The sequence below is a fragment of the Microbacterium forte genome, from assembly GCF_031885415.1.
GTDB lineage: Bacteria > Actinomycetota > Actinomycetes > Actinomycetales > Microbacteriaceae > Microbacterium > Microbacterium forte.
The window spans coordinates 510064-534477 of record NZ_CP116871.1; the positions used below are offsets into that span (position 1 = coordinate 510064).

The following is a 24414-nucleotide window of genomic DNA, read 5'->3' on the forward strand; positions in this document are numbered from 1 at the left end:
CCGGAGCACCTTCATGCGTCTCGTCTTCGCCGGCACACCATCGGCAGCCGTTCCCACCCTCCTCCGCCTCGCGGACGAACACGACATCGCGGCTGTGGTCACGCGTCCTGATGCGCCACTGGGGCGCAAGAGGGTGCTGACACCGTCACCCGTCGCTCAGGCAGCCGCCGACCTCGGTCTGCCGATCATCAAGGCTGCGCGGCTCGGTGACGAGGCGACAGAGGCGATCGCTGCCCTGCAGGTCGAGCTCGGCGTGATCGTCGCGTATGGCGGCCTCGTGCGAGAGCCGCTGCTCTCCACCCCGGCGAAGGGATGGATCAACCTCCACTTCTCGCTTCTGCCCCAGTGGCGAGGTGCTGCTCCCGTGCAGCGCGCGCTGATCGCCGGCGACGCCCAGCTCGGAGCAAGCGTCTTCCAGCTCGTGCCGGCCCTCGACGCAGGAGATGTCTTCGCGACCCGCGTCGTCGATGTGGCAGCAGGGGCGACGGCCGACGCGGCGCTCGCGACCCTTGCCGTCGACGGGGCGCAGCTGACGGCCGAGGTCGTGCAGGCCATCGCCGACGGCACTGCGCGCGCCGTGCCGCAGCACGGGGAGCCGACACTGGCGCCGAAGCTGACGCTCGACGACGGCCTGCTCGATTGGAGCCAGCCCCTCGCTCAGGTGTTCGCGCGCTTCCGCGGAGTCACTCCCGAGCCCGGGGCGCACACCACCGTCGACGGGCTCCGACTGAAGATCCTCGAGGCGGCGCCATCGAGCGACGTCGTCACCCTGGAACCGGGAGAGATCATCGCCACGAAGTCGGCCCTCCTCATCGGCACGGGCTCGACGCCCCTCTCGGTCGCTCGTGTGCAGCCGGCGGGCAAGGGAGCCATGAACGCGGTCGACTGGTGGCGGGGCCAACGCGACACCGACGGTCTGAGAGCCGGAGCATGAGCGGCCAGGGAGACGCGAGGCGTCGCGACGGCCGTCCGGGCGGTCCGCAGAACCGGCCGCAGGGGCGATCGCACGGGCAGCGTGGCAGTCAGCAGGCCGGTGGTCAGCCACGGGGCCGTCGTGGCGACGAGCCTCGCGGGCCGCAGCGCACGGTGCAGCCCGCGCGTCGGGTGGCGTACGACGTGTTGCGAGCGGTCTCCGAGTCGGATGCCTACGCCAACCTCATCCTGCCTTCGGCCATCGCCGAGGCGGGCCTCGGCCCGCAGGATGCGGCCCTGGCCACTGAACTCGCATACGGGACGCTCCGTCGACGTGGCACCTACGACGCGATCATCGCCTCCGCCGCCGATCGTCCGGCGGAGGAGATCGACCCGGCTGTGCTCGATGCGCTGCGCCTGGCCACGCACCAGCTGCTCGCCACACGGGTCGCCTCGCACGCGGCCGTCAACGAATCCGTGAATCTGGTCGCCTCGACGCAGGGGCGAGGCGCTTCGAGCTTCGCGAACGCCGTGCTGCGCCGGATCGCCCGAGAGACACCGGGGGAGTGGGAAGACCGCATCGAGAGCTCGGCACGGTCCGATGACGAGCGTCTCGCACTGCGCTCCGCGCATCCCGTGTGGGTCATCAGGGCATTGCGACGCGCGCTGGCGGCCGAGGGCCGGGCAGACGAGCTCGATGATCTCCTCGACGCCGACAACGCCTCGCCGGAGGTGACGCTCGTCGCGCTCCCCGGTCTCGCAGACCCGGGTGAGCCACGGCGTCCGTACGCGCCGACCGCCTTCGGCTCGCCCGGGGGAGACCCGCATCGCGTGATCGCCGCGACAGGCGGCACCGTCCGCGTGCAGGACGAGGGTTCGCAGCTCGTCGCTCTCGCACTGGCGGCTGCCGCGCCCATCACGTCGGGCGAGCGCTGGCTCGACCTGTGCGCCGGCCCGGGCGGCAAGACCGCGCTGCTCGCCGCCATCGCCCGCGAGCACGACGTCACGCTCGAGGCGAACGAGGTCATCCCGACACGCGCACGTCTCGTGCGCAACGCCCTGCGTGCGGTGCCTGGCGAGGTCGTGGTGCACGAGGAGGACGGGCGCTCGTTCGGCGCGTCCCATCCCGGTGCCTTCGATCGCATCCTCGTCGACGCGCCGTGCACGGGCCTCGGCGCGCTCAGACGGCGGCCGGAAGCGCGCTGGCGCAAGACCCCCGCCGACGTCGCAGAGCTCGTGCCGCTGCAGGTCGAGCTCCTCAGCTCCGCGCTCCACGCACTCGCGCCGGGTGGGATCGTCGCGTACGTCACCTGCTCGCCGCATCTCGCCGAGACGACGGGCGTCGTCCAGGAGGTGCTCCGAGGCCGCACAGACATCACCGAGCTCGATGCGCGTGGCGTGCTCCAGGGCGTCTCCGCGTCACCGATCGACCTCGCCGGCGACGGCTCCGGTCGCGTGCAGCTGTGGCCGCACCGCCACGGCACCGATGCCATGTTCCTCGCGCTGCTCCAGCGCACCGCCACCGAGCAGGGCGACGCGAACTCCGAAGAGAGAGACTAGAGACGTGGAACTCCCCAGCGCACCGCGCATCAACCCCAGCATCCTCGCTGCCGACTTCGTGAACATGCAGCGCGATCTCGCCAAGATCGCGACCGCGGATTTCGCTCACGTCGATGTGATGGACAACCACTTCGTGCCGAACCTCACATTCGGGCCGCAGATGGTCGAACGGATCCAGGCGACCAGCCCCATACCGCTCGACGTGCACCTGATGATCACCGAGCCCGAGCGCTGGGCGCCCGCCTACGCAGAGCTGGGCGCCGCCAGCGTCACGTTCCACCTCGAAGCGGCGGCGGATCCGATCTCGCTCGCTCGCACCTTGCGCAGCATCGGGGCGAGGGCCGGCGTCGCGATCAAGCCGGACACCCCCGCTGAGGGGCTCTACAGCGTGCTCGAGGAGTTCGACCAGATCCTCGTGATGACGGTCGAACCCGGGTTCGGCGGGCAGGGGTTCATGCACGAGACCATGCCCAAGCTGCGCGCTCTCGCCGACGAGGCCAAGCGTCGCGGATCGAACGTCTGGTTGCAGGTCGACGGCGGCATCTCGGACGCGACCATCGAAGCGGCAGCCGCCGCGGGCGCCGACACGTTCGTCGCCGGGTCGGCGGTCTACGGCGCCAACGACGTCGAGGCGGCCGTCACCCGGCTCAGAGACCGCGCCAGAGCCGCTAGCCTGGAATCGTGAAGACTTTCGACGAGCTGTTCGCCGAGCTCAGCGTCAAGGCCGAGACCCGTCCAGAGGGATCGGGGACGGTCGCGGAGCTCGACGGCGGCGTGCACACGATCGGCAAGAAGATCGTCGAGGAGGCCGCCGAAGTCTGGATGGCCTCCGAATACGAATCCGACGAGGCCGCTGCGGAGGAGATCTCGCAGCTGCTCTACCACGTCCAGGTGATGATGATCGCGAAGGGCCTGAGCCTGCAGGACGTCTACCGACATCTGTGAAGCGCTCCGCCCCACTCGCTTCGATCTGAAGGCTTCCCATGCTGCGCATTGCTGTTCCCAACAAGGGCTCTCTCTCCGAGACGGCCGCCGACATGCTCGCGGAGGCCGGCTACGCCGGTCGTCGTGACCCCAAGACGCTTCACGTCGTCGATGCCGACAACGACGTCGAGTTCTTCTATCTCCGCCCGAAGGACATCGCGACCTACGTCGGGTCCGGCGCCATCGACGTCGGCATCACAGGACGCGATCTGCTCCTCGACGCCCGCATGCCGGGCGCGCGCGAGATCGAGGCGCTCGGCTTCGCCGGGTCGACGTTCCGCTTCGCCGCGCCATCGGGGCGCTACACCGACGTCTCAGAGCTCGACGGGCTGCGCGTCGCGACGTCGTACCCCGGCCTCGTCGACGCGTTCCTGGACGAGCGGGGCATCGCCGTCGACCTCGTGCCGCTCGACGGCGCGGTGGAGTCCGCCGTGCGCCTCGGCGTCGCCGACGCCGTCGCCGATGTCGTCGAGACGGGAACGACGCTGCGTCAGGCGGGGCTCGACGTCTTCGGCCCTGTGATCCTGCAGTCCGAGGCCGTGCTGATCGCCGGCCCGCATGATGCCGAGGGGTCCGAGACGCTTCTTCGCCGCCTGCGCGGAGTCATGGTCGCTCGGCGGTTCGTGATGATCGATTACGACCTGCCGCTGGCTCTGCTCGACGACGCCGTCAAGATCGCGGGTGGCATCGAGTCGCCCACGGTCTCACCGCTCCGCGATCCGGAGTGGGTCGCCGTCCGCGTCATGGTGGCGCGTGCGCGGGTCAACCCCGTGATGGACGCGCTGTATGCGCTCGGCGCTCGCGCGATCCTCGTCACGGCGATCCACAACGCGAGGCTCTGATGGCGCTCGCGAGTCGCGTCATCCCGTGCCTCGACGTCGCCGCGGGTCGCGTCGTCAAAGGCGTCAACTTCGAGAACCTGCGCGACATGGGCGACCCCGTCGAGCTCGCGCGCCACTACACGGCGCAGGGCGCAGACGAGATCACCTTCCTCGACGTCACGGCGACCGTCGATGCTCGCGCGACGACGTACGACGTGGTGCAGCGCACGGCTGAGCAGGTGTTCGTGCCGCTGACGGTCGGCGGGGGAGTGCGCAGCGTCGACGACGTGGCGCGGCTCCTCTCGGTCGGCGCCGACAAGGTCGGGGTCAACTCGGCGGCCATCGCTCGCCCTGAGCTGATCGGCGAGATCGCGGACCGCTTCGGCGCACAGGTGCTGGTGCTGTCGCTCGACGTCAAGCGGGCACCCGGCACTCCCTCCGGTTTCGTCGTCACCACCCATGGCGGACGCACCCAGACGACCCTCGATGCGCTCGACTGGGCGCGTGAGGCGGCGGAGCGCGGGGCAGGCGAGTTGCTGGTCAACTCGATCGACGCCGACGGCACGCGAGACGGCTTCGACCTCGAACTGGTGAAGCTCATGCGTGAGGCCGCCTCAGTGCCGGTGATCGCCTCCGGTGGCGCGGGCAAGGCATCCGACTTCGCTCCCGCGATCAAGGCCGGAGCGGATGCGGTGCTGGCAGCCAGCGTGTTCCACACGGGCGCGCTCACGGTCGGCGACGTCAAGGACGCGCTGCGCGCGGAGGGAGTGCTCGTCCGATGAACGATATCGAGGAGCGCATCGCCCAGGTCGCCTTCAACGACGACGGCCTCGCGCCGGTGATCGTCCAGCAGTGGGACACGGCAGAGGTCCTCATGCTCGCGTGGGTCGATGCCGAGGCCCTGCGCCGCACCCTCACCACCGGTCGCGCGGTGTACTGGTCGCGCTCGCGTCAGGAGTACTGGCGCAAGGGAGACACCTCCGGACACATCCAGGTGGTGCACGAGGCGCGACTCGACTGCGACGGCGACGCCATCCTGCTGCGGGTCGACCAGACCGGCCCTGCGTGCCACACCGGCACCCGCACCTGCTTCGACACGACGGACCTGCACGCCGTCGAGGGGAGCTCGGCCGAGTGACTCTCGCGCGCAGAGGTCGCTCGATCGCCGTCTCCGGCTTCCTCCTCGCGGGAGCGGTCGGGATCATCTCGTCGACCCAGACGTGGCTCACCGTCGAACGCGCGGATGCCGGGGAAGCCATCCTCGTGCCAGGCGCGTCCGCGCTGCCGCTGCTCGCTCCTCTGAGCCTCGCGGTCCTGGCGCTCGGCATCGCCCTTTCGATCGTCGGCCCGGTCATGCGACTCGTGTTCGGCATTCTCGCCACCGCGGCAGCGCTGTTCCTCGGCTGGACGACCCTGCAGCTGCTCCTGACCGAGCCGCTGAGCGCTGTCGGTCCCACCGTCACCGAGACGACCGGGCTCGCAGGCAGCACGGCGATCGCCGACGTCGTCGCCGGCATCGAGCTCTCGGCCTGGCCCGTGATGACGCTCATCGGCTGGGTGATCCTGCTGGCGGCATCCCTCGTCGTGCTCCTCACGTGGCGGCGATGGAAGCGCGGCGGACGCCGCTACCGCACCGATGCCGCACATGTCGACTCGACCGCCGGGCCCGTCGACGCGATCGATTCGTGGGACGACCTCTCGCGCGGAACCGACCCGACACGATGACCCCGATAGACTTGATCCGAACCAGCACGTCGTCCCCCGGAGGAGACCATGACCAACCCGATCGCTGACCCCGGCCACGGACACTCGCCTGCCGCATGGACGGGCGTCATCATCATGCTCGCCGGCTTCACGATCGGCACGCTGGCGTTCTGCCTCGCCGAGTTCAGCCCCGTCTGGGTCGCGCTGATCTGGGTGGGCGCCGCGATCATCCCGATCGGTGCGCTGGTGGGCTGGCTGCTGTCGAGGGCCGGCTACGGCGTGAAGGGCCCCAAGTACTCGCCGAAGGCGCACTAATGGTGCTCGCCGACCTCACGGCCGGCGCAGTCGCAGACGCTGAACGTCGTGCTCTGACCCGGCCTCTGGCCGACGTCGAGCGCGACGCTCTCGCACGCCCCGCCGCCAAGGACGCGCTCGCGTTCCTCGCTCCCGCTGAGCGCGTGAAGATCATCGCCGAGGTGAAGCGCGCGAGTCCGTCGCGGGGTGCTCTCGCCGAGATCCCCGACCCGGCACTGCAGGCTTCCCTGTATGAGACGGGCGGTGCGTCTGCGATCAGCGTCCTGACCGAGGAGCGTCGATTCGGCGGCAGTCTCGCCGATCTCGAGGCCGTCACGGCCCGGGTGTCGCTGCCTGTGCTGCGCAAGGACTTCATCGCGAACCGCTACCAGGTGCTCGAAGCCCGAGCAGCCGGTGCCGACCTCGTGCTGCTCATCGTCGCCGGACTCGATCCGCACGTGCTCCGTGATCTGTTCGGCTTCATCACGGAGCTCGGCATGACTCCGCTGGTCGAGACCCACTCGGCCGACGAGCTCGAGGTGGCGATCGATCTCGGTGCGCCGCTGATCGGCGTCAACGCCCGCGATCTGACGACACTCGAGCTCGACCGCGACCTCTTCGGCCGTCTCGTCGACCGCATCCCGGACTCAGCCGTCAAGATCGCCGAGTCCGCGGTCCTCACACCTGCAGACGTCACGCATTACCGCTCCGCGGGTGCTGATGTCGTCCTGATCGGGGAGGCGCTCGTCACGGGCGACCCGGTCGCCACTCTCAAGAGCTTCCTGGAGGCGTGATGAGCCTGCGAGATCAGCATGGTCCCCTGTTCGGCGAGTACGGCGGGCGATACATGCCCGAGTCGCTGATCGCCGCGATCGACGAGCTCTCAGCCGCGTATGCCGATGCGATCGTCGACCCGGCGTTCCGCGCCGAGCTGGCGTCTCTGCTCAGCTCGTACGCCGGCCGCCCGTCTCCGCTCACCGAGGTCGCGCGGTTCGCCGAGCACGCCGGTGGTGCGCGCGTCTTCCTCAAGCGCGAGGATCTCAACCACACCGGATCGCACAAGATCAACAACGTGCTCGGTCAGGCGCTGCTGACGAAACGTCTCGGCAAGAAGCGCGTGATCGCCGAGACGGGCGCGGGTCAGCACGGCGTCGCCACGGCGACGGCTGCCGCCCTCTTCGGTCTCGAGTGCACGATCTACATGGGTGAGGTCGACACGGAGCGCCAGGCGCTGAACGTCGCTCGGATGCGACTGCTCGGCGCAGAGGTCGTCGCCGTCACCTCGGGTTCGCGCACCCTGAAGGATGCGATCAACGACGCCTACCGCGACTGGGTCGCGTCGGTCGAGACCACCAACTACATCTTCGGCACCGCTGCAGGCCCGCATCCTTTCCCCGCGATGGTCCGGGACTTCCAGAAGATCATCGGCGAGGAGGCGCGACAGCAGCTCCTCGCCGAGGTCGGACGTCTGCCCGACGCGGTCATCGCCTGCGTCGGAGGCGGCTCGAACGCGATCGGCATGTTCGATGCCTTCCTCGACGACGAGGGCGTGAAGCTCTACGGCGTCGAGGCCGCCGGAGACGGCGTCGACACTCCGCGGCATGCCGCATCGATCGAGCGTGGGCGCCCCGGCATCCTGCACGGCGCCAAGACCTACGTGCTGCAGGACGAAGACGGTCAGACGGTCGAATCCCACTCGATCTCCGCCGGCCTCGACTACCCGGGCGTCGGTCCTGAGCACTCCTGGCTCGCCGACATCGGCCGCGCCGAGTACATCCCTGCGACCGACGACGAGGCCATGCAGGCACTGCGCCTGCTGAGCCGCACCGAGGGCATCATCCCGGCGATCGAGTCGGCGCACGCCCTTGCGGGGGCTCTGCGCCTGGGCCGTGACCTGGGGCCCGACGCCGTGCTCGCCATCTGCCTCTCCGGCCGCGGCGACAAGGACATGGACACGGCTGCTCGGTACTTCGACCTCTACGACGCCGAGGCGCTCGCGCACGACGTCGAGGACGAGAGCGACGCCGAGGCAGCCGCGTCGAAGGGGGAGCCGGAACTGTGAGCCGCGTGGAACAGGCGATAGCCGCAGCACACGAGGCCGGCCGCAGCGCGTTCGTCGGATACCTCCCGGTCGGGTTCCCCGACCTCGAGACCAGCATTCAGGCAGCCATCGCACTCGCTGAGAACGGCGTCGACATCATCGAGCTCGGCCCGCCCTACAGCGACCCGGTGATGGACGGCGCGGTGATCCAGGAGGCGACCACCGCGGCGCTCGCGAACGGGTTCAAGATGAAGGACCTCTTCACCGCTGTGCGCGCGATCACCGCCGCGACAGACGTGCCGGTGCTGGTCATGACGTACTGGAACCCCGTGTTCCAGTACGGCGTCGATCGATACGCCGACGACCTGCTCGCAGCCGGCGGCGCCGGGCTCATCACCCCCGACATCACCCCGGAGGTCGCGGGGGAGTGGATAGCAGCGAGTGAGCGCACCGGTCTCGACCGTGTCTTCCTCGCAGCTCCCACCTCGTCGGACGAACGCCTCGGGCTGGTCGTGAAGTCATCGACCGGCTTCGTCTACACCGTCTCGACCATGGGCATCACCGGTGAGCGCACCGAGCTCGACCGGGCTGCGCGCACCCTGGTCGGCCGCCTGCGCGAGCACGGCGATGTCCGCGCCTGCGTCGGCATCGGCATCTCGACCGCCGAGCAGATCGCCGGGGTCTCCGAATACGCGGACGGCGCGATCGTCGGCACCGCGCTGGTCCGCGCTCTCCGCGACGGCGGCATCCCCGCGCTCGCAGAGGTCACCCGAAACCTGGCAGTCGGCACGTCGTCGGCACGCCCCACACACGAGAACTAGAATCGCACTCATGTCCCTCGCGCTTCACAGCACCTTCGGCGGCGTGCTCGCCAGCATCCCGAGCCCCCCGGTCTCCTACATCGACCTCGGGCCGCTACGGATCCACTTCTACGCGCTCTGCATCATCGCCGGCATCATCGCCGCGGTGCTGCTGACCAACCACCGCCTCACGAGGCGCGGGGCAGAGCCGTGGGTCGTGATCGACATCTCGATCCTCGCCGTTCCGCTGGCGATCATCGGCGCGCGCATCTTCCACGTGCTCACGCACCCGAACTTCTACTTCGGCGAGGGCAGGAACACCTGGAACCCGTTCGAGCCCGGCTCCGTCTGGGCTATCTGGGAGGGTGGCATCGCCATCTTCGGCGCCCTCATCGGTGGAGCCGTCGGTGCATACCTCGGCTGCCGCTGGACCGGCATCCGCTTCTGGACCTTCGCCGACGCGCTGGCGCCCGGACTCCTGCTCGCGCAGGCCATGGGCCGCTTCGGCAACTGGTTCAACAAGGAGCTCTACGGACTCCCCACCGACCTGCCGTGGGGTCTCGAGATCCCCGCCGACAATTCCGCATTCCCCCCTGGGCTTCCCGAGGGCACGCTCTTCCACCCGACCTTCCTCTACGAGGTGCTGTGGAACGGTCTCGGCGTCATCGTTCTGCTGTGGCTGAGCCGCAAGGCGACCGCGTTCCAGTGGGGCAGGCTCTTCGCGATCTACCTCATCTGGTACAGCGCCGGCCGTGTGGTCTGGGAGTCGATCCGCATCGATCCGAGCGAGATCTTCCTCGGCCTGCGCAGCAACGTCTGGGCTGCGATCATCGGCATCGTCGTCGGCCTTGCGATCCTCATCGTGCAGTCACGCCGTCACCCCGGACTCGAGCCGTCGCCGTACCAGCCCGGTCGCGGCCGGACCGACCTGGACGCTGATGTAGAATCGCAGAACAATCCCTCCGACTTCGTGGACCTGAGTGAGCCTCCGTCCGAAGAAGTCGCCGCAGGAGCCAGCGCCACAAGCACCGCTCCCACGGACACGGAAGGTGCTCGATAGCCGACCGGTCCGTGCGGACCCCATCACATCCACCCGGCCAATGACGCCCCCGGGTCAGCTGCAGATCTGAGGACGGTACTGGTGTATTTTCAGCCTCCCTACGGCGCTTCCGGCGCTTACCCCCCGAAGCAGGGCATGTATAACCCGGCGTTCGAGAAGGACGCCTGCGGCCTCGCCATGGTCGCGACACTTCGTGGCGAAGCCGGCCACGACATCATCGCGTTGGCGCTCGAGGCGCTGCGCAACCTCGAGCACCGCGGTGCGATCGGCTCGGATGCCGGCACGGGTGACGGCGCAGGCATCCTGACCCAGATGCCGGACGCGTTCCTGCGCGCGGTCACAGATTTCGAACTGCCCCCGGTCGGCGAGTACGCCGCGGGTCTGGCATTCCTCCCGCGCGATTCCAGCGAGCGCCGTCAGCAGAAGGCCGGTATCGAGAAGATCGCCCGCGCCGAAGGCCTGCGCGTCCTCGGCTGGCGCGAGGTGCCGACGGTCAACGACAACCTCGGCAAGCTCGCCGACGAAGCCCGACCCGCCTTCGAGCAGCTCTTCGTGAGCGCCGGGGGAGCGACCCACTCCGACGCGCCGCTCACCGGGATCGCGCTCGACCGCGTCGCCTACCGCCTGCGCAAGCGCGCCGGCCACGAGCTGGGGGCGTACTTCGTCTCGCTGTCCGCGCGCACGCTCGGTTACAAGGGAATGGTCACGACGCTCCAGCTCGAGCCCTTCTACCCCGACCTGCAGGACGAGCGCTTCATGTCGGAGCTCGCCGTCGTGCACTCGCGCTACTCGACCAACACGTTCCCGTCCTGGCCGCTGGCTCAACCGCTGCGCATGCTCGCGCACAACGGTGAGATCAACACGGTCGGCGGAAACCGCAACTGGATGCGTGCGCGTCAGTCGCAGCTCGAGTCCGAGCTGCTCGGAGACATGGCACCTCTGCTGCCGATCTGCACCGACGGCGCCAGCGACTCCGCGTCGTTCGACGAAGTGCTTGAGCTGCTCACGCTCACGGGTCGCAGCCTGCCGCACGCCATCATGATGATGGTGCCGGAGGCCTACGAGAAGCAGTCGGACATCTCGCCCGAGCTGCGCTCGTTCTACGAGTACCACTCGAACCAGATGGAGCCGTGGGACGGCCCGGCCGCCCTCATCTTCACCGACGGCACCGTGGTCGGAGCGACCCTCGACCGCAACGGTCTGCGCCCAGGGCGCTGGACCGAGACGACCGACGGCCTGATCGTCATCGGTTCGGAGACCGGCGTGCTCACCTTCGAGCCCGAGCGGATCAAGCGTCGAGGACGCCTGCAGCCGGGCAAGATGTTCCTCGTCGACACCTCGCAGCAGCGCATCATCGAGGACGAGGAGATCAAGCGCGACCTCGCGACCCTGCACCCGTGGCAGGAATGGCTGGATGCCGGATCCGTCCGTCTCGCCGACCTTCCCGAGCGTGAGCACATCGTGCACCCGCCGGCTTCCATCACCCGGCGTCAGCGCACCTTCGGCTACACCGAAGAAGAGGTGCGTCTGCTGCTGACCCCGATGGGTCAGACCGGCGTCGAGCCCCTCGGTGCCATGGGATCGGACACTCCGATCGCGGTGCTCAGCAAGCGCCCGCGTCTGCTCTTCGACTACTTCACGCAGCAGTTCGCGCAGGTCACCAACCCGCCGCTCGACTCGATCCGCGAAGAGGTCGTCACGAGCCTCAAGCTGGGTCTCGGCCCCGAGAGCAACCTGCTCACGTGGGGCCCGGACCACACGCGCACCGTGTCGCTCGACTTCCCCGTCATCGACAACGACGAGCTCGCGAAGATCCGCCACATCGACAAGGCGCTTCCGGATCGCTCGAGCGTGACGATCAAGGGTCTCTACCACTTCGACGCCGGGTCGAACACGCTCGAGAAGCGTCTCACCGAGATGTGCGACGAGGTCGACGAGGCCATCGAACAGGGTGCCGAGTTCGTCATCCTGTCGGACCGCGACTCGAACAAGGATCTGACCCCGATCCCGTCGCTGCTCATGGTCTCTGCGATCCATCACCACCTGATCCGCCGCGAGAACCGCATGAAGGTCGGACTGATCGTCGAAGCCGGCGATGTGCGCGAGGTGCACCACGTCGCGACCCTGATCGGATACGGCGCCTCGGCGGTCAACCCGTATCTCGCGATGGAGACGGTCGAGCATCTCGTGCGCACCGGATACATCACGGGCATCAGCCCCGAGAAGGCCGTCCGCAACCTGATCTACGCGCTCGGCAAGGGCGTCCTGAAGATCATGTCGAAGATGGGCATCTCGACCGTGTCGTCGTACGCCGGGGCCCAGGTCTTCGAGGCCGTCGGCCTGAGCGAGGAGTTCATCGACAAGTACTTCACGCGCACCGAGTCGAAGCTCGGCGGAATCGGCATCCAAGAGATCTTCATCGAGAACCAGGCTCGCCACGACTACGCCTATCCCGAGGACGAAGCCGCTCGTGCGCACGAGCGACTGTGGACCGGTGGTGAATACCAGTGGCGCCGTGACGGCTCACCGCATCTCTTCAACCCCGAGACGGTGTTCAAGCTGCAGCACGCGACGCGCGAGCGCCGCTACGACATCTTCCGCGAGTACACGAAGATGGTCGACGACCAGGCGGCGGAGCTCAAGACGCTCCGCGGGATGTTCACGCTGCGCACCGGCACCCGCAAGCCGGTGCCGCTCGATGAGGTCGAACCGGTCTCCGCGATCGTGAAGCGCTTCTCGACGGGCGCCATGAGCTACGGCTCGATCTCGAAAGAGGCGCACGAGACTCTCGCGATCGCGATGAACCGGCTCGGCGGCAAGTCGAACACCGGCGAGGGCGGCGAGGACACCGACCGTCTGCTCGATCCCGAACGCCGCAGTGCGATCAAGCAGGTCGCGTCAGGACGCTTCGGAGTCACGAGCCTGTACCTCACCGAAGCCGACGACATCCAGATCAAGCTCGCCCAGGGCGCCAAGCCCGGCGAGGGCGGTCAGCTGCCTCCGCAGAAGGTCTACCCCTGGGTCGCGCGCACACGCGGCGGCACGCCCGGCGTCGGCCTCATCTCGCCGCCGCCGCATCACGACATCTACTCGATCGAAGATCTGAAGCAGCTCATCTTCGACCTGAAGCGGGCCAACCCCGAGGCGCGGATCCACACGAAGCTGGTCAGCCAGTCGGGTATCGGCGCAGTGTCCGCGGGTGTCGCGAAGGCGCTCAGTGACGTCATCCTGGTGTCCGGCCATGACGGCGGCACGGGCGCGAGCCCGATGAACTCCCTCAAGCACGCGGGAACGCCCTGGGAACTCGGCCTCGCCGAGACGCAGCAGACGCTCATGCTGAACGGCATGCGCGACCGCGTGGTGGTGCAGGTCGACGGCCAGCTGAAGACCGGACGCGATGTCATCATCGGCGCCCTGCTCGGCGCCGAGGAGTTCGGTTTCGCCACCGCCCCGCTGGTCGTGAGCGGGTGCATCATGATGCGGGTCTGCCACCTCGACACCTGCCCGGTGGGCGTCGCGACGCAGAACCCGGTGCTGCGCGAGCGCTTCACGGGCAAGCCGGAGTTCGTCGTGAACTTCATGGAGTTCATCGCCGAGGAGGTCCGCGAGATCCTGGCGGAGCTCGGGTTCCGCTCGATCGACGAGATCGTGGGGCGTGCAGAGCTCATCGAGGCGAACGCGGCCCTGCAGCACTGGAAGGCGGAGGGTCTCGACCTGAGCCCTGTGCTCGAGGGCCCCGCGTTCCCCGCGAGCGAGCCGCGTCGCAGCCGCCGCACCCAGGATCACGAGCTCGAGAAGCACTTCGACGTGCAGCTCATCGACATCGCGAAGCCCGCCCTCCTCAACGGAGAGCCGGTCGTGGTCGAGCTGCCCATCGCCAACACCGAGCGGGCCGTCGGCACGATGCTGGGTCACCAGGTCACGTCGCGCCACGGCGCCGCGGGCCTTCCCAGCGGCACCATCGACGTCACGCTGCACGGAACGGCGGGTCAGTCGCTGGGAGCGTTCCTTCCCTCCGGCATCGTGCTGCGCCTCGAAGGCGACGCGAACGACTACGTCGGCAAGGGGCTCTCGGGCGGCGACATCTCGATCCGTCCGGCTCGGGGCTCTGCCATCGCGCCGCACGAGAACGTGATCGCCGGCAACGTCATCGGATACGGAGCCACGTCGGGAACCATGTTCCTCTCCGGCGTCGTGGGCGAGCGATTCCTCGTCCGCAACTCCGGTGCCACGGCGGTCGTCGAGGGCGTGGGCGACCATGCGCTCGAGTACATGACCGGTGGAGTCGCTGTGATCCTCGGCTCGACGGGTCGCAACCTCGGCGCCGGCATGTCCGGGGGAGTCGCTTACATCCACTCGCTCGACAGCGCCAAGATCAACGCCCAGTCGCTCGGCAGCGGAGAGCTCAGGCTCGAGCCGCTCGACCGTGCCGACCTCGAAGTGCTGCGCAGCCTGATCGTCGCACACGTGGAGCGCACGGCCTCGCCGCTCGGCTCCGACATCCTGGCGCGGTTCGATGAGACCGCAGGCCAGTTCACGAAGGTGCTTCCGCGGGACTACGCCGCAGTGCGCAGCATGCGCGAAGAAGCAGTCGCCGAGGGCATCGACCCCGACGGCGACATCGTCTGGAACCGCATCCTGGAGGTGACCGGTGGCTGATCCCAAAGGTTTTCTGAAGGTCACTGAGCGTGAGCTTCCGAAGCGTCGTCCTGTGCCCGTGCGCATCATGGACTGGAAAGAGGTCTACGAGGCCGGCGATCAGGCGGTCCTGAAGCGTCAGGCCGGGCGATGCATGGACTGCGGTGTGCCGTTCTGCCATCAGGGCTGCCCGCTGGGCAACCTGATCCCCGAATGGAACGACCTGACCTGGCGCGGAGAAGGGCGGGCGGCGATCGACCGTCTGCACGCGACCAACAACTTCCCGGAATTCACCGGTCGGCTGTGCCCTGCGCCGTGCGAGAGCTCCTGCGTCCTGGGCATCAACCAGCCCGCGGTCACGATCAAGCAGATCGAGGTCTCGATCATCGACGAGGCGTTCGCCAAGGGCTGGGTCGAGCCGCAGCCTCCCGCTCGTCTGACCGGCAAGACGGTCGCCGTCGTGGGCTCCGGCCCCGCGGGGCTCGCGGCAGCACAGCAGCTGACCCGTGCAGGTCACACGGTCGCTGTCTTCGAGCGAGACGATCGCATCGGGGGTCTGCTGCGCTACGGCATTCCCGACTTCAAGATGGAGAAGGGGCAGCTCGAGTCCCGCCTGCGCCAGATGCAGGAGGAGGGGACGAGGTTCCGTGCCGGAGTCGAGATCGGCAAGGACATCTCGTGGTCCGATCTCCGCGCCCGCTACGACGCCGTCGTGATCGCCACCGGATCGACGGTTCCCCGTGACCTGTCGATCCCGGGACGTGACCTCGACGGAGTGCACTTCGCGATGGAGTACCTCGTCGAGTCCAACCATGCGGTCGCCGGAGACAAGGTCCCCGAGCAGATCAGCGCCGAAGGCAAGCACGTCATCGTGATCGGCGGCGGCGACACCGGTGCGGACTGCATCGGAACCGCACACCGTCAGGGTGCGATCAGCGTCACCAACCTCGCGATCGGCAAGCAGCCCGGCACCGAGCGTCCGGGACACCAGCCATGGCCGATGATGCCGACGCTCTTCGAGGTCTCCTCGGCTCATGAAGAAGGCGGTGAGCGCGTCTTCCTCGCCTCGACCGTCGAGTTCCTCTCCAACGACGTCGGCGAGGTTCGTGCTCTGCGTGTCGCGGAGACCGAGTACATCGACGGCCGCCGCGTGCCCAAGAGCGGCACCGAGCGCGAGATCCCCGCAGACCTCGTGCTGATCGCCATGGGCTTCACCGGTCCGGAGCAGGACGGCTACACAGAGGACACGCTTCCCCAGGTCACCGACCGCGGTGCCTTCCGTCGTGATGACACCTACGAGTCGACCGTGCCCGGTGTCTTCGTCGCCGGCGACGCCGGGCGGGGGCAGTCCCTCATCGTGTGGGCGATCGCGGAGGGCCGTGCAGCCGCGGCCAACGTCGATCGCTTCCTCATGGGCACGACCGTTCTGCCCGAGCCTGTGCGACCGCATGAAGTCGCTATCGGTCTCCAGCCCGCGTAGGCTGAGCCGCGGCACCGTCGCCTGATTTCCATCCCCCACTACCCTGGAGCAATCTGTTGAGACGCGCGAAAATCGTCGCCACCCTGGGCCCCGCCACCTCCACCTATGAAACCGTGCGTGCACTGATCGACGCCGGCGTGGACGTCGCGCGCCTGAACCTCAGCCACGGTGACTACTCCGTGCACGAGAACAACTACGCCAACGTGCGCAAGGCCGCCGACGACGCGGGCCGCGCCGTCGCCATCCTCGTCGACCTGCAGGGACCGAAGATCCGCCTCGGCAAGTTCGAGAACGGCCCCTACGAGCTCGCCGCCGGCGACATCTTCAAGATCACGACCGAGGACATCATCGGCAACAAGGAGATCTCCGGTACGACATTCAAGGGCCTGCCCAACGACGTGAAGCCGGGAGACTTCCTGCTCATCGACGACGGCAAGGTCCGCGTCGAGGTCGTCGAGACCGACGGCGTCACCGTCACGACCCGCGTGATCGTCGCTGGCGCCGTGTCGAACAACAAGGGCATCAACCTGCCCGGTGTCGCAGTCAACGTCCCCGCTCTGAGTGAGAAGGACGAGGAGGACCTCCGCTGGGGCCTTCGCATCGGCGCCGACCTCATCGCCCTGTCGTTCGTCCGCAACGCGGAGGACATCAGCCGCGTGCACGAGATCATGGCCGAAGAGGGCGTCAAGGTCCCCGTCATCGCCAAGGTCGAGAAGCCTCAGGCCGTCGATGCGCTCGAAGAGATCGTCGACGCGTTCGACGCGATCATGGTCGCCCGTGGTGACCTCGGCGTCGAGCTTCCGCTCGAGGCCGTGCCGATCGTGCAGAAGCGCGCCGTCGAACTGGCGCGCCGCATGGCGAAGCCGGTCATCGTCGCGACGCAGATGCTCGAGTCGATGATCAACAGCCCGGTGCCCACGCGCGCCGAGACCTCGGACGTCGCGAACGCCGTGCTCGACGGTGCAGACGCCGTGATGCTCTCGGGCGAGACCAGCGTGGGCGACTACCCCGTGGTCGTCGTCGAGACGATGGCTCGCATCATCGAGTCCACCGAGGAGCACGGTCTGGAGCGCATCGCTCCGCTCACGACCAAGCCGCGCACCCAGGGAGGTGCGATCACCCTCGCCGCTCTCGAGGTCGCAGAGTTCGTCGACGCGAAGTACCTCTGCGTGTTCACGCAGTCGGGTGACTCGGCTCGCCGCCTCTCGCGTCTGCGCTCGCGCATCCCGATGATCGCGTTCACCCCCGAGCCGAGCATCCGTCGACGCATGGCCCTCACCTGGGGCATCCGCTCGAAGCTCGTCGACATGGTGCAGCACACCGACCTGATGTATCTGCAGGTCGACGACTATCTGCTCTCGAGCGGACTCGCCGTCGAGGGAGACAAGGTCGTCGTGATCTCGGGTTCCCCTCCCGGAATCGTGGGCTCGACCAACGACATCCGCGTCCACAAGATCGGGGACGCCGTCAACGGCGCAGCGCCGATCTACAAGGAAGCCACGATCTGATCCAGGTCGCACAGCGAAGGGGCGGAACGATTGTTCCGCCCCTTCGTCGTCCGTTCGGCGGTGTTCCAGGGCGGCCATGTCAAGCGTCTGGTGCGGGAGAGCGCGTCGCACCTACGGTGAGCGGATGACCCTTCTCTCTCGGCGCATCGTCGTGGCGGGCCACGCCTTCCGTCTGCACGAGAGCACCGAGACGCACGCGCCAGGCGTCGTCACATATGTGCTGGTCCACGGCATCGGCATGTCCCATCGGTATTTCGCTCCTCTGCACGCGGCCCTGCCGAGGTCTGCACGGGTGATCTCGATCGACCTCCCCGGTTTCGCCGGGCTGCCGCAGCCCGAGCGCGATCTCGAGGTCGAGGACATGGGGCGCCTGCTGGCAGAGCTCGTCGCGGTTTTGGGGCTCGGACGCGTCGTCTACGTCGGGCATTCGATGGGAGCCCAGTGGGTGCTCGAAGCTGCGCGTGCGCGTCCGGAGCCTGTCGAGGGCATCGTGTTGATCGGCGCGGTCGTCGATGAGCGGCACCGCACGCTCGGAGCGCAGGCACGCGCACTCGTGGTCGACACGCTGGGGGAGACCCCGGCAGCGAACGCCGTCGTCCTGGTCGACTACCTGCGCTGCGGCATCCGCCGGTATCTGAAGCAGGCACGGCGGATGATCGAGTACTCGACGGCGTCGACGGTTCCGGCATTGCAGATGCCGGTGCTGGTCATCCGCGGAGGCGACGACCCGGTCGCGGGGTCGGAATGGAGCCACGCTCTCGGCGCCGCGGCGCATGACGGTGTGGTCGTCGAGATCCCCGGACAGCAGCACAACGTGCACTTCTCGGCGCCGCAGGCAGTCGCCGAAGCGATCGAAGGATGGGCGCCATCCGCACGCTGAGACGAGCCGCCTGGTGGATCGCCGACTACACCTATGCCGTGTACTGGCAGTTGCGCGCTGCCGTCGACCGACGCGACGCCGCTTCCTTCGCGACCGGCTCCGAGGCTCCGATCGTGATCCTTCCGGGCGTGTACGAGACATGGCGGTTCATGCAGCCCCTCATCACAGCTCTGCACGCCCGGGGGCACCCCGTGCATGTCCTCGATTCGCTCAGGCACAACCGCCGCCCCGTCATCGAATCGGCCCAGCTCATGACCGACTTCCTCGAGTCGGCGCAACTCACCGATGCGCTCATCGTCGCGCACAGCAAGGGCGGACTCGCGGGCAAGATGGCGATGGCTGGTCCCTCGGGCTTCCGGGTGCGCGCCATGGTGGCGGTGGCCACGCCCTTCGGCGGCTCCCGCTATGCGCGGATGCTTCCCGTCCGCTCTCTCCGCGCGTTCTCACCCTCGGACCCCTCGATCATGCAGCTCGCGCGCCAGGTGGACGTCAACCGTCGGATCGTGTCGATCTACGCGGCTTTCGACCCGCACATCCCCGAGGGAAGCGAGCTCAGCGGCGCGATGAAGAACGTGCGTCTCGACTCCGGCGGGCACTTCCGGGTTCTCGCGGACCCCCGGGTTCTCGCAGAGGTCGCTGCGCTGTCCGAGCGGTGAACGACGTGTCACCCCTCGGGCTTCACCGACCCGTCGTCCACGGCTCCGCGGCTTCTCAGCCGCGGACTAGTACTCTGGTCAGGCGCAGTCCGCCCGCACGGCGGCAGCCCCGCACCCGCACACATGGATGACCTGACCATCGACCCCGCCGTGGCCGAGCGACCCGACCGCCCCCGCCCGCTGGTCGGAGCGCCATCCGCACCTCAGCGGTATCCCGCCGGCGCTCTCCCGGATCCCGACGACACGCCCCTCCTTTCGAGGAAGCCGGGAAGCATCGGCGTCAGGTTCCGCCTCAAAGGTCGCTTCCGCACCCACGAGGCCATCGCGTGCGTCCCCGCCTATCTTGCGCAGAGTCACGCATGCGACACCGTCGTCGACTCCGACGGACACCGGGTGCACGACGGGCAGACATATGAACCGGTGCTGGTCGGCGGACTTCACGTCGATGCAACCGATGAGAACCTCGACGCGATCATCCGGTCCGTGGTTCCGCGAGACGTCGTCACCGCCGACCACCCTGCGGTCGCTGAGCGGATGATCCTCGAGGCGATGAGCCCCGCCCTCGATCGATATCTGTTGATCGACGGTCAGGTATGGATCAGCATCTGAACTGATGTGCCGGCGGTGGGACTCGAACCCACACGCCCTTTCGGACAAAGCATTTTGAGTGCTCCGCGTCTGCCATTCCGCCACGCCGGCTCGTGTGTAGCGTCTTCGACTTTAGCGCAGGCGATCCGTGCTCACCGTCACCCGCCACACCATCGGGGGACCTCAGAGGTGGTCTCCACTAGGATGGGTCTGTGACCGAGCAAGAACAGGCAGCAGAACAGCCCACGTCATCCGCACCCAGACGCGTCGTCGTCGCCGAGGACGAGTCGCTGATCCGTCTCGACATCGTCGAGATCCTCCGCGACAACGGCTTCGATGTCGTCGGTGAGGCAGGTGACGGCGAGACGGCCGTGGCTCTCGCGACCGAGCTCCGCCCCGACCTCGTCATCATGGACGTCAAGATGCCGCAGCTCGATGGCATCAGCGCAGCCGAGAAGCTGCACAAGGGCAACATCGCACCCGTCGTCCTTCTCACGGCGTTCAGCCAGAAGGAGCTCGTCGAGCGCGCGAGCGAGGCCGGAGCACTGGCCTACGTCGTCAAGCCCTTCACCCCGAACGACCTGTTGCCCGCCATCGAGATCGCCCTCGCCCGTCACGAGCAGATCATCACGCTCGAGGCCGAGGTCGCCGATATGGTCGAGCGCTTCGAGACCCGCAAGCTCGTCGATCGTGCCAAGGGCCTGCTGAACGAGAAGATGGGCCTGTCCGAGCCCGAGGCGTTCCGCTGGATCCAGAAGGCATCGATGGACCGCCGCCTCACGATGCAGGATGTCGCCAAGGCGATCATCGAGCAGCTCGCTCCGAAGAAGTAGCCTTTGCTCCCGCTCGACGCGGAGCATCTGCTGCGTCCTGTGCAGGTCGGCGACGGTCCTGCACTCGCCAGGGCGTATTCGGCCAACCGAGAGCACCTCGCACCGTGGGAGCCACTCAGGTCACCGGAGTTCTTCACCTCGGAGTGGCAGGAGTTCCACGCCGAGCAGTGCGTGATCGAAGCCTCTGCTGGCCGGAACATCCGCTTCGTGATCGAGTCGTCCGACGGCGAGATCCGCGGACGGATCAACCTCAACAACATCGTTCGCGGCGCGTTCTGGAACGCCGATCTGGGCTACTGGGTCGATCACACGCGGCTCCGTCGCGGTCTCGCCTCCCGCGGGGTGCGCCTCGTCTCCGCCTACGGGCGGGACGAGGTGCGACTGCACCGCCTGCAGGCAGCGACACTGCTGCACAACTCCGGCTCACAGCGTGTTCTCGCGGACAACGGCTTCGAGCGCATCGGCATCGCACCGCAGTATCTGCGGATCGCGGGGGAGTGGCAGGACCACCTGCTGTTCCAGCTGCTGCTGGACGAACCTCTCAGCGAGCCTCGGGAGCGTCCTTGATCATGTTGGTGATGCGGATCGTCGAGCACCGGCGGCCCTGATCGTCGGAGACGACGATCTCGTGCACCGTGATGCTGCGCCCGAGGTGCACGGGCGTGCACACGCCGGTCACCACGCCGGACGTCGCCGATCGCGTGTGCGTCGCGTTGATGTCGACGCCGACGGCCAGTCGCCCTGGACCCGCGTGCAGGTTGGCGGCCATGGATCCCAGCGACTCGCCGAGCACGACATAGGCGCCGCCGTGCATGAGGCCGACGGGCTGAGTGTTGCCTTCGACGGGCAGCGTCGCGACGCAGCGCTCGGTGGTGAACTCGAGGAACTCCATGCCCATCTTCTGAGCGAGCGCACCCATTCCCCGGGCTGTCGCCCAGTCGAGTCCTGCACTGGTCGCGGTGTCGCTCATAGTTCCTCCTCAGCGGGTGTCCGTCGTCCTCGTTAGGCTGACAGGGTGACGGACTCCGCAAAGCCTACCCTCATGGTCGTCGACGGCCATTCGCTCGCCTATCGTGCCTTCTTCGCCCTGCCGGTCGAGAACTTCACGACCAAGGACAATCAGCACACGAACGCCATCTACGGCTTCCTGTCGATGCTGGTCAACCTCATCAAGGCCGAGCAGCCGACGCACATGGCGATCGCTTTCGACACTTCGCGCCACTCGTTCCGCACGGATGTCTACCCGGAGTACAAGGCGACCCGCTCCGAGTCCCCGCAGGAGTTCAAGGGGCAGATCCCGCTCCTGCAGGACTGTCTCGCCGCGATGTCCATCCCGGTTCTCACCAAAGAAGGGGTCGAAGCCGACGACATCCTCGCGACGCTCGCGGCGCAGGGAGCGGAGCAGGGATACGACGTGCTCGTGGTCTCGGGAGACCGCGACACGATCCAGCTAGTCACCGACGACGTCACGCTGCTGTACCCGTCGGTGCAGGGCGTCTCGCAGCTCAAGAGGTACGACCCGGTGACCGTGCAGGAGCGCTACGGGGTCCGACCCGAGCAGTACCCCGACATCGCGGCTCTCGTCGGCGAGACGAGCGACAACCTTCCCGGTGTGCCCAAGGTGGGCGAGAAGACGGCCGTGAAGTGGCTGACCCAGTTCGGCTCGCTCGACGACCTGCTCGAGCGCTCAGACGAGATCAAGGGCGTCGTGGGCGGCAATCTGCGCGATCACATCGAAGACGTGCGTCGCAACCGCCGCCTCAACCGACTGCTGCGTGACGTCGAACTTCCCGTCGCGCCTGACGACCTCGCCGTCACACCGATCGATGCCCAGGCCGTGCGAGACATCTTCGCCCGCCTCGAGTTCCGCACCCTGCTGCCTCGCGTCTTCGAGGCCGTCGGCGCCGGCGAAGTCGCCGACGATCCGACGACGACAGTGGTGCTGCCCGAGCCGACCGAGGTCACCGCGGCGGAGTTCGTCAGCTGGGCCGAGGCGCAGACCGACGACGTCGCCGTGCGGATCGTCGTGCAGGGCGCGGCTCCGACGAGACTCGGTGCCGCCTCCGGGGACGAGCTCCGTGAACTCGACTGGAACGACGAGGTCGTCGAAGTCCTGCGGCCGTGGCTCGAGTCCGCGAGCCCCAAGGTGCTCCATGACGCGAAGCCCCAGGTGAAGGCTCTGCTCCGCCTGGGGGTGCGAATGAGCGGCCTGGCCTATGACACGAGTCTGGCGGGATGGCTGCTGCGTCCGAGCTTCCCCGACAAGACGCTCGGCGACCTCGTAGAGCGCTACCTCGGCGAGAAGCTGCCGGAGGCAGACCCGACGCAGCTCGTTCCGGAGACCGAGGGCGCGACTCCCTCGCAGGAGGCCTGGTTCGCGCTCCGTGTCGCCGCCGCGCTGCGTGAGGACATTCCCGAATCCGTCGCCACCGTGCTCACCGACATCGAGCTGCCGACGCTGCTGACCCTGGGCGACATGGAGGTCGCCGGTGTCGCGGTGTCGCACGACGTGCTGTCGACCTTCTCCGGCGAGCTGGCGACGCGGGCCGAGGGTCTCGCTCAGGAGGCGTTCGGCATCGTCGGTCGCGAGTTCAATCTCGGCTCTCCGAAGCAGCTCCAGGAGGTGCTGTTCGACGACCTGCAGCTGCCCAAGACCCGCAAGACGAAGACCGGGTACTCGACGGATGCCGCAGTGCTCGCCGACCTGCAGGAGTCCCACCCGCATCCGTTCCTGGGCCTGCTGCTGCAGCACCGCGAGGCGACGAAGCTGCGCCAGATCATCGAGTCGCTCGACACCGCCATCCAGGACGATCACCGCGTGCACACGACGTACGTGCAGACCGGCAGCCAGACCGGACGCCTGTCGAGCACCGATCCGAACCTCCAGAACATCCCGGTGCGCACCGAGGAATCACGTCGCATCCGCAGCGCCTTCCAGGTGGGAGAGGGCTACGAGTCTCTGCTCACCGCCGACTACTCCCAGATCGAGATGAGGATCATGGCACATCTCTCGGGCGACGAAGGTCTCATCGAGGCGTTCAACAGCGGTGAGGACCTGCATCGGTTCGTCGGTGCGCGGGTGTTCGGTGTCGAGCCGAGCGAAGTGACCTCGGCGATGCGCACGAAGGTGAAGGCGATGTCGTACGGGCTCGTCTACGGCCTGTCGGCCTTCGGGCTGTCGAAGCAGCTCCGCATCGAGCAGTCCGAGGCGAAGCAGCTGATGGTCGAGTACTTCGCTCGGTTCGGAGCGGTTCGCGACTACCTGCGGGCATCCGTCATGAAGGCCAAGGAGGTCGGCTACACCGAGACCATCTTCGGCCGCCGCCGCCCGTTCCCCGACCTTGCGAGCCCGAACCGCGTGCTTCGCGAGAACGCCGAGCGCGCAGCGCTCAACGCCCCGATCCAGGGAAGCGCGGCGGACATCATGAAGATCGCACTCCTGCACATCCACGAGGACCTGAGGTCAGAAGGTCTCAGCTCGCGCGCACTGCTGCAGATCCACGACGAACTCGTCGTCGAAGTGGCACCGGGGGAGTGGGACGCGGCGGAGCGGATCGTGCGGACCCGCATGGGCGATGCAGCGGACCTCACCGTGCCTCTCGACGTTCAGGTCGGCCGCGGACACGACTGGAACGAGGCCGCGCACTGAGGCTGG

23 protein-coding genes and 1 tRNA gene are annotated in these 24414 nt (G+C 67.9%); 22 read left to right on the top strand and 2 right to left on the bottom strand.

The features are described from left to right. Positions 1-13 precede the first annotated feature (13 nt). The 19 genes from fmt (at position 14) to OB895_RS02670 (ending at position 19947) form a co-directional block, all read left to right on the top strand. Positions 14-934: a methionyl-tRNA formyltransferase gene (gene fmt, locus OB895_RS02580; RefSeq protein ID WP_056376898.1), complete on the top strand. Its 921-nt coding sequence runs from the start codon at positions 14-16 to the stop codon at positions 932-934. Next, a complete protein-coding gene (locus tag OB895_RS02585; protein WP_079112807.1) occupies positions 931-2472 on the top strand; it encodes an RsmB/NOP family class I SAM-dependent RNA methyltransferase in 1542 nt (513 codons plus the stop codon). Before fmt ends, OB895_RS02585 begins: the two co-directional genes overlap by 4 nt. A gap of 4 nt (positions 2473-2476) precedes the next feature. Continuing rightward, entirely contained in the window at positions 2477-3157 is a 681-nt protein-coding gene (rpe, locus tag OB895_RS02590) for a ribulose-phosphate 3-epimerase (protein ID WP_228385698.1), read from the top strand. Continuing rightward, positions 3154-3417, top strand: a complete 264-nt coding sequence (locus OB895_RS02595) for a phosphoribosyl-ATP diphosphatase (RefSeq protein WP_042536637.1) — start codon at positions 3154-3156, stop codon at positions 3415-3417. The genes rpe and OB895_RS02595 overlap by 4 nt, the downstream gene beginning before the upstream one ends. A gap of 38 nt (positions 3418-3455) precedes the next feature. Then, positions 3456-4298 carry an ATP phosphoribosyltransferase gene (hisG, locus tag OB895_RS02600; protein WP_042536638.1) on the top strand — a complete coding sequence of 281 codons (843 nt, stop codon included), beginning with the start codon at positions 3456-3458 and terminating at the stop codon, positions 4296-4298. Next, positions 4298-5059 carry an imidazole glycerol phosphate synthase subunit HisF gene (gene hisF / locus OB895_RS02605; protein ID WP_042536639.1) on the top strand — a complete coding sequence of 254 codons (762 nt, stop codon included), beginning with the start codon at positions 4298-4300 and terminating at the stop codon, positions 5057-5059. Before hisG ends, hisF begins: the two co-directional genes overlap by 1 nt. Next, positions 5056-5415: a phosphoribosyl-AMP cyclohydrolase gene (gene hisI, locus OB895_RS02610; protein ID WP_042536640.1), complete on the top strand. Its 360-nt coding sequence runs from the start codon at positions 5056-5058 to the stop codon at positions 5413-5415. Before hisF ends, hisI begins: the two co-directional genes overlap by 4 nt. Continuing rightward, on the top strand, positions 5412-6002 hold the full coding sequence (locus OB895_RS02615) for a Trp biosynthesis-associated membrane protein (RefSeq protein WP_042536641.1): 591 nt from the start codon (positions 5412-5414) through the stop codon (positions 6000-6002). Before hisI ends, OB895_RS02615 begins: the two co-directional genes overlap by 4 nt. Positions 6003-6050: 48 nt before the next feature. After that, positions 6051-6296, top strand: a complete 246-nt coding sequence (locus tag OB895_RS02620; RefSeq protein ID WP_042536642.1) for an HGxxPAAW family protein — start codon at positions 6051-6053, stop codon at positions 6294-6296. A 2-nt stretch (positions 6297-6298) separates the two neighbouring features. After that, entirely contained in the window at positions 6299-7069 is a 771-nt protein-coding gene (trpC, locus tag OB895_RS02625; protein WP_042536776.1) for an indole-3-glycerol phosphate synthase TrpC, read from the top strand. Further along, positions 7069-8337 carry a tryptophan synthase subunit beta gene (trpB, locus tag OB895_RS02630; RefSeq protein ID WP_079112804.1) on the top strand — a complete coding sequence of 423 codons (1269 nt, stop codon included), beginning with the start codon at positions 7069-7071 and terminating at the stop codon, positions 8335-8337. Before trpC ends, trpB begins: the two co-directional genes overlap by 1 nt. Further along, a complete protein-coding gene (trpA, locus tag OB895_RS02635) occupies positions 8334-9137 on the top strand; it encodes a tryptophan synthase subunit alpha (RefSeq protein WP_079112803.1) in 804 nt (267 codons plus the stop codon). Before trpB ends, trpA begins: the two co-directional genes overlap by 4 nt. Before the next feature lie 10 nt (positions 9138-9147). Then, a complete protein-coding gene (gene lgt, locus OB895_RS02640; protein ID WP_079112802.1) occupies positions 9148-10176 on the top strand; it encodes a prolipoprotein diacylglyceryl transferase in 1029 nt (342 codons plus the stop codon). A gap of 135 nt (positions 10177-10311) precedes the next feature. After that, on the top strand, positions 10312-14835 hold the full coding sequence (gene gltB / locus OB895_RS02645) for a glutamate synthase large subunit (RefSeq protein WP_153302177.1): 4524 nt from the start codon (positions 10312-10314) through the stop codon (positions 14833-14835). Further along, positions 14828-16294 (top strand): glutamate synthase subunit beta, encoded by a 1467-nt coding sequence (locus OB895_RS02650; protein WP_079112801.1) that lies wholly within the window; start codon positions 14828-14830, stop codon positions 16292-16294. Before gltB ends, OB895_RS02650 begins: the two co-directional genes overlap by 8 nt. Before the next feature lie 56 nt (positions 16295-16350). Next, positions 16351-17802 (top strand): pyruvate kinase, encoded by a 1452-nt coding sequence (gene pyk / locus OB895_RS02655; RefSeq protein WP_079112800.1) that lies wholly within the window; start codon positions 16351-16353, stop codon positions 17800-17802. Between the two features lie 124 nt (positions 17803-17926). Further along, a complete protein-coding gene (locus tag OB895_RS02660) occupies positions 17927-18682 on the top strand; it encodes an alpha/beta fold hydrolase (RefSeq protein ID WP_311878942.1) in 756 nt (251 codons plus the stop codon). Next, positions 18661-19338, top strand: coding sequence for an esterase/lipase family protein (locus tag OB895_RS02665; RefSeq protein ID WP_042536650.1), 678 nt, complete (start codon positions 18661-18663; stop codon positions 19336-19338). Before OB895_RS02660 ends, OB895_RS02665 begins: the two co-directional genes overlap by 22 nt. Before the next feature lie 123 nt (positions 19339-19461). Continuing rightward, positions 19462-19947 carry a hypothetical protein gene (locus tag OB895_RS02670; protein WP_079112798.1) on the top strand — a complete coding sequence of 162 codons (486 nt, stop codon included), beginning with the start codon at positions 19462-19464 and terminating at the stop codon, positions 19945-19947. Between the two features lie 7 nt (positions 19948-19954). Here OB895_RS02670 and OB895_RS02675 read toward each other — a convergent pair. Further along, positions 19955-20037 (bottom strand) — tRNA-Leu (locus tag OB895_RS02675). A gap of 101 nt (positions 20038-20138) precedes the next feature. On the opposite strand from OB895_RS02675, the gene OB895_RS02680 reads away from it, so the two are divergent. Then, positions 20139-20759, top strand: a complete 621-nt coding sequence (locus OB895_RS02680) for an ANTAR domain-containing response regulator (RefSeq protein ID WP_042536652.1) — start codon at positions 20139-20141, stop codon at positions 20757-20759. A 3-nt stretch (positions 20760-20762) separates the two neighbouring features. Beyond that, positions 20763-21326, top strand: a complete 564-nt coding sequence (locus OB895_RS02685; RefSeq protein ID WP_079112797.1) for a GNAT family N-acetyltransferase — start codon at positions 20763-20765, stop codon at positions 21324-21326. Here OB895_RS02685 and OB895_RS02690 read toward each other — a convergent pair. After that, complete coding sequence (locus OB895_RS02690; protein WP_079112796.1) at positions 21301-21729, bottom strand: hotdog fold thioesterase; 429 nt, start codon at positions 21727-21729, stop codon at positions 21301-21303. The genes OB895_RS02685 and OB895_RS02690 overlap by 26 nt on opposite strands. A gap of 72 nt (positions 21730-21801) precedes the next feature. Between OB895_RS02690 and polA the strand changes: the two genes are divergently transcribed. Further along, positions 21802-24408, top strand: a complete 2607-nt coding sequence (polA, locus tag OB895_RS02695) for a DNA polymerase I (protein WP_311878945.1) — start codon at positions 21802-21804, stop codon at positions 24406-24408. The last annotated feature ends 6 nt before the right edge of the window (positions 24409-24414 follow it).